Below are 3,858 nucleotides of genomic sequence, written 5' to 3' on the forward strand. Positions count from 1 at the left end.
GGAGATGTATGTTGTAAATGACCAGCTAGATGGGTCAATTACAATATACCAGGTATATATATGACACATTTTTATATTATTAGACATGGAGAAACGGTATTTAATCGTAAAGGCCGTATTCAAGGATGGTGTGATTCACCGTTGACGGATTTGGGTGTTTCTCAGGCAAAACAATTGGGTAAAGAATTGAAGAATGTTCCATTTAATGTATGTTTTTGTTCAACGAGTGAAAGAGCTATAGATACGGCAAACTCTATTTTAGAGGGTAGAAATGTAAAGATTATTCCTTCTAAAAGTTTAAAGGAGCAGAGTTTTGGTGATTTTGAGGCTGAAAAATCAGTGGATATATTTAAAGATGGAGTACGTTTTCCAGATGGTTATCGTTTTTGTGGTGGTGAAAATCATAGTGATGTTATAGAAAGAGTAACGAAGGAATTAAAAAAAATCGCATCCGAATATCCGAATGCGAATGTTTTAGTAGTTTGTCATGGTTCTGCCATCAAACATATTGTGAACGTATTATGTCCCGGTTTTGTGGATGAAAAACCGAATACAGCAGCTTTAGTGCCAAATTGTTCGGTGACGAGAATGGATTGTGATACAGAATTAAAACTTATTGAAAAGCCTCATCTTTTTCACGGTCAACAAACATTAAAATAAAGGCGAGTATTAATAGTGAAACGCTTATCCAGATAGCTTTTGCTGAAAAAATCCGAATACAAAAGTTTCCTAGAATAGCACCGATTATAAATGTTAAAATAATTAAGTAGTAGAGAAGTCCACTTTGTAGATGTTGGACTTTTTTTGTGCATAAATAATTACACATTTCGTGTGTCCCTGTTCTTAAATTTCCAATACACATCGTTGTTGCGTAACCTTTACCATGTATTTTACGAAAGGCTTGTACTTGTAAGCCACACGCAAAAGAAGTTAAAGAATTTGCGAGAAGGTTTTGTTCGAATGAAATATACCCAATGCCAAATAATATAATGATTTCAATCAAGAGAGTAACTTGTCGCCAGTGTACTTTTTGAATTTTTTGAAAATGTACAAATTCCGCTAAGAAAATACCTAGACCAAAAGCTAGTACAGGACATAAATAATGTAGAGCATGCTGGAATTGTCCACTTGCTAAATTGACACCAAAGAGGAGCATATTTCCAGTTTGGGCATTTGCGAAGACTTGTCCTCTTGCTAAATAGGAATAGGCATCCATAAATCCACCGGATAATGCCAAAAGAATACCGAGTTCAATGGATTCAGATGTTTGTTTTGCTCGTTTCATAGAATAATCACAACCTTTTTACTTTTAAGATAATAATGCAAAATGATAAAAAATAAAAGCCGAAATCGGCTTTTATGTTATTAAACAGTACCTTGTGCTTTCATTGCTTTTGCAACTTTTAAGAATCCAGCAATGTTAGCTCCAACTACATATTCTTTTTCATGACCATATTCTGAAGCAGTATCACGGCAAGTTTTGAAAATATTTACCATAATGTTTTCAAGCTTTTGATCAACTTCTTCTGCTGTCCAAGATAAGTGTTGAGCATTTTGTGACATTTCAAGACCTGAACAAGCAACACCTCCGGCATTGCTTGCTTTACCTGGAGCATAGAATACACCGTTTTTCATAAGATAGTGGATAGCTTCTGGTGTTGTTGGCATGTTAGCCCCTTCGCATACAGCGAAAACTTTATTAGCTACTAATGCTTTTGCATCTTCTAAATCAAGTTCGTTCTGAGTGGCGCATGGAAGTGCGATATCGCATGCAACAGTCCATGGACGAGCATTTGGTGTGTATGTTGCACCTGGTCTTTTTTCAACATATTCTTTAATGCGTCCACGACGAATTTCTTTGATGTCTTTAACTAAATCTAAATCAATTCCCTCTGGATCGTAAATGAATCCGTTTGAATCGGACATAGTTACAACCTTTGCTCCAAGTTGTGTTGCTTTTTCACAAGCATAGATAGCTACGTTACCACTTCCGGAAATCGTGACTGTTTTTCCTTCAAAGCTAGTTCCGTTATCTTTTAATAAAGCTTGTGTAAAGTAACATAAACCATATCCAGTAGCTTCGGTACGAATCAAGGATCCACCGAATGTTAATCCTTTACCTGTCAATACGCCGCTGTATTCATTTTTCAAACGTTTATATTGTCCAAATAAATATCCGACTTCACGGCCCCCAACACCAATGTCTCCAGCAGGAACATCTGTGTTTGGTCCGATGTGACGGTATAATTCGCTCATGAAGCTTTGGCAGAAACGCATAACTTCGCGATCACTTTTTCCTTTTGGATCGAAATCAGATCCACCTTTTCCACCTCCCATAGGAAGTGTAGTCAATGAATTTTTTAATACTTGTTCAAATCCTAAGAATTTGATGATACTAATGTTTACAGATGGGTGGAATCGTAAACCTCCTTTATATGGTCCGATGGCTGAGTTAAATTCAACACGGTAACCACGGTTTACTTGAGTTTTGCCATTGTCATCAACCCAAGGGACACGGAAAATGATTTGTCTTTCAGGTTCTACAAATCTTTCTAATACATCATCGTCTAATTCTTCCGGATGTACATCTGCGATAATATTCAATGATTCGAATACTTCTTCAACGGCTTGAAGAAATTCTTTGTCATTGGGATTTCGTTTTTTTACTGTTTCGTATAATTGCTCTAGGTCTTTCATTTTAAGTCCTCCCTTATTAATACGTGATGATTATAACACAAAAATTGAAAATGTTTCATAAAAATATGAAAAAATTTGTAAACAACAAAAACAAGTATATAAATGATAGTAAAATTCACATAGCGAGTTCATATATTGTATGTTATTATAGAACTCGGTGATGAGAATGAGAGAAAAATTATATCGTTTTATGCAAGGTAGATATGGTACGGATAAATTAAATCAGTTCATATTTTATGTAGAACTTATTTTATTAGTATTAAGTTTATTTTTTAGAAGAAATATTGTCATAAATATATTGTTCTATATTAGTATTATTATTTATTTAGCACGTGCATTATCGAAAAACTATGTGGCAAGATCAATTGAAAATCAAAAGTTTATTCGGATTCAGGCCAAAATAGTTCATCGTTTTCAAGCATTTAACAAGTCTTTAAAGGATAAACAAAATAAGTATTTAGTTTGTCCTGAATGTGCGCAAATTATTCGTGTTCCTAGAAATAAGGGGAAAATTGAAGTTCGTTGTCCTTCTTGTAGAAAATCTTTTGATGCGAAAAGTTAGTTGTATTTACGCAAAGATGGAAAAGTTGTAAAATGTTTGTAGATGTTGAGGAGGATTAAAGAATGAAAATTGGTATGGCATGTGATCATGGAGCATACACATATAAGGAAGAAATTAAACAAATGTTGATTGATGAAGGACATGAAGTTGTGGATTGTGGTTGTCATAGTACAAACAGTGTTGATTATCCGGATATGGCAAAAGCGTGTGCGGATTTAGTTGTGAATGAAGAAGTGGACAAGGGTATTGTTATGTGTGGCACTGGAATTGGAATTTCGATTGCTGCAAATAAAGTAAAAGGAATCCGTTGTGCATTATGTACAGATGTAACTATGGCTCGTTTGACTCGTGAACACAATGATGCGAATATGTTGAGTATGGGACAAAGAACGACAGGTATTGAAACTTGTAAAGATATTGTTCATACTTTCTTGAACACTCCATTTAGTGAGGGTGAAAGACATAAGGGAAGAGTTGCAAAAATCAGTGCAATTGAGGATGCTCAATAAAATTTAGGGATGCTTGGAAAAGTGTCCTTTTTTATTTTTGGCTATGTCACAACAAACAGTTGATAAATAGCCATTTTTATAGGGGAGTAT

General features: G+C 34.8%; 5 protein-coding genes. 3 read left to right on the forward strand and 2 right to left on the reverse strand.

Going from position 1 to position 3,858, the window contains the following annotated elements; translation table 11 throughout:
- Positions 1–60 precede the first annotated feature (60 nt).
- Positions 61–660 (forward strand): histidine phosphatase family protein, encoded by a 600-nt coding sequence (locus LJE08_RS12920; protein ID WP_158567580.1) that lies wholly within the window; start codon positions 61–63, stop codon positions 658–660.
- On the opposite strand, the gene LJE08_RS12925 is transcribed toward LJE08_RS12920, so the two are convergent.
- The gene (locus LJE08_RS12925) at positions 614–1,285 is read right to left on the reverse strand and encodes a YoaK family protein (protein ID WP_117924073.1); all 672 of its coding nucleotides are present in this window, start codon (positions 1,283–1,285) and stop codon (positions 614–616) included. The genes LJE08_RS12920 and LJE08_RS12925 overlap by 47 nt on opposite strands.
- Positions 1,286–1,365: 80 nt before the next feature.
- Complete coding sequence (gdhA, locus tag LJE08_RS12930; protein WP_117924075.1) at positions 1,366–2,697, reverse strand: NADP-specific glutamate dehydrogenase; 1,332 nt, start codon at positions 2,695–2,697, stop codon at positions 1,366–1,368.
- Between the two features lie 166 nt (positions 2,698–2,863).
- On the opposite strand from gdhA, the gene LJE08_RS12935 reads away from it, so the two are divergent.
- Together LJE08_RS12935 and rpiB are read left to right on the forward strand one after the other, a co-directional pair.
- Positions 2,864–3,259: a hypothetical protein gene (locus LJE08_RS12935; protein ID WP_117924077.1), complete on the forward strand. Its 396-nt coding sequence runs from the start codon at positions 2,864–2,866 to the stop codon at positions 3,257–3,259.
- 62 nt (positions 3,260–3,321) lie between these two features.
- Positions 3,322–3,768 (forward strand): ribose 5-phosphate isomerase B, encoded by a 447-nt coding sequence (gene rpiB, locus LJE08_RS12940; protein ID WP_186999794.1) that lies wholly within the window; start codon positions 3,322–3,324, stop codon positions 3,766–3,768.
- Positions 3,769–3,858: the final 90 nt, after the last annotated feature.

This window comes from Holdemanella sp. DFI.5.55 (assembly GCF_020593575.1).
GTDB classification, from domain to species: Bacteria; Bacillota_I; Bacilli_A; order Erysipelotrichales; family Erysipelotrichaceae; genus Holdemanella; species Holdemanella hominis.

Coding starts and splice junctions, on each gene's coding strand:
- LJE08_RS12920 (WP_158567580.1), top strand. CDS start 61: ATGACACATTTTTATATTATTAGACATGGAGAAACGGTATTTAATCGT.
- LJE08_RS12925 (WP_117924073.1), bottom strand. CDS start 1,285: ATGAAACGAGCAAAACAAACATCTGAATCCATTGAACTCGGTATTCTT.
- gdhA (WP_117924075.1), bottom strand. CDS start 2,697: ATGAAAGACCTAGAGCAATTATACGAAACAGTAAAAAAACGAAATCCC.
- LJE08_RS12935 (WP_117924077.1), top strand. CDS start 2,864: ATGAGAGAAAAATTATATCGTTTTATGCAAGGTAGATATGGTACGGAT.
- rpiB (WP_186999794.1), top strand. CDS start 3,322: ATGAAAATTGGTATGGCATGTGATCATGGAGCATACACATATAAGGAA.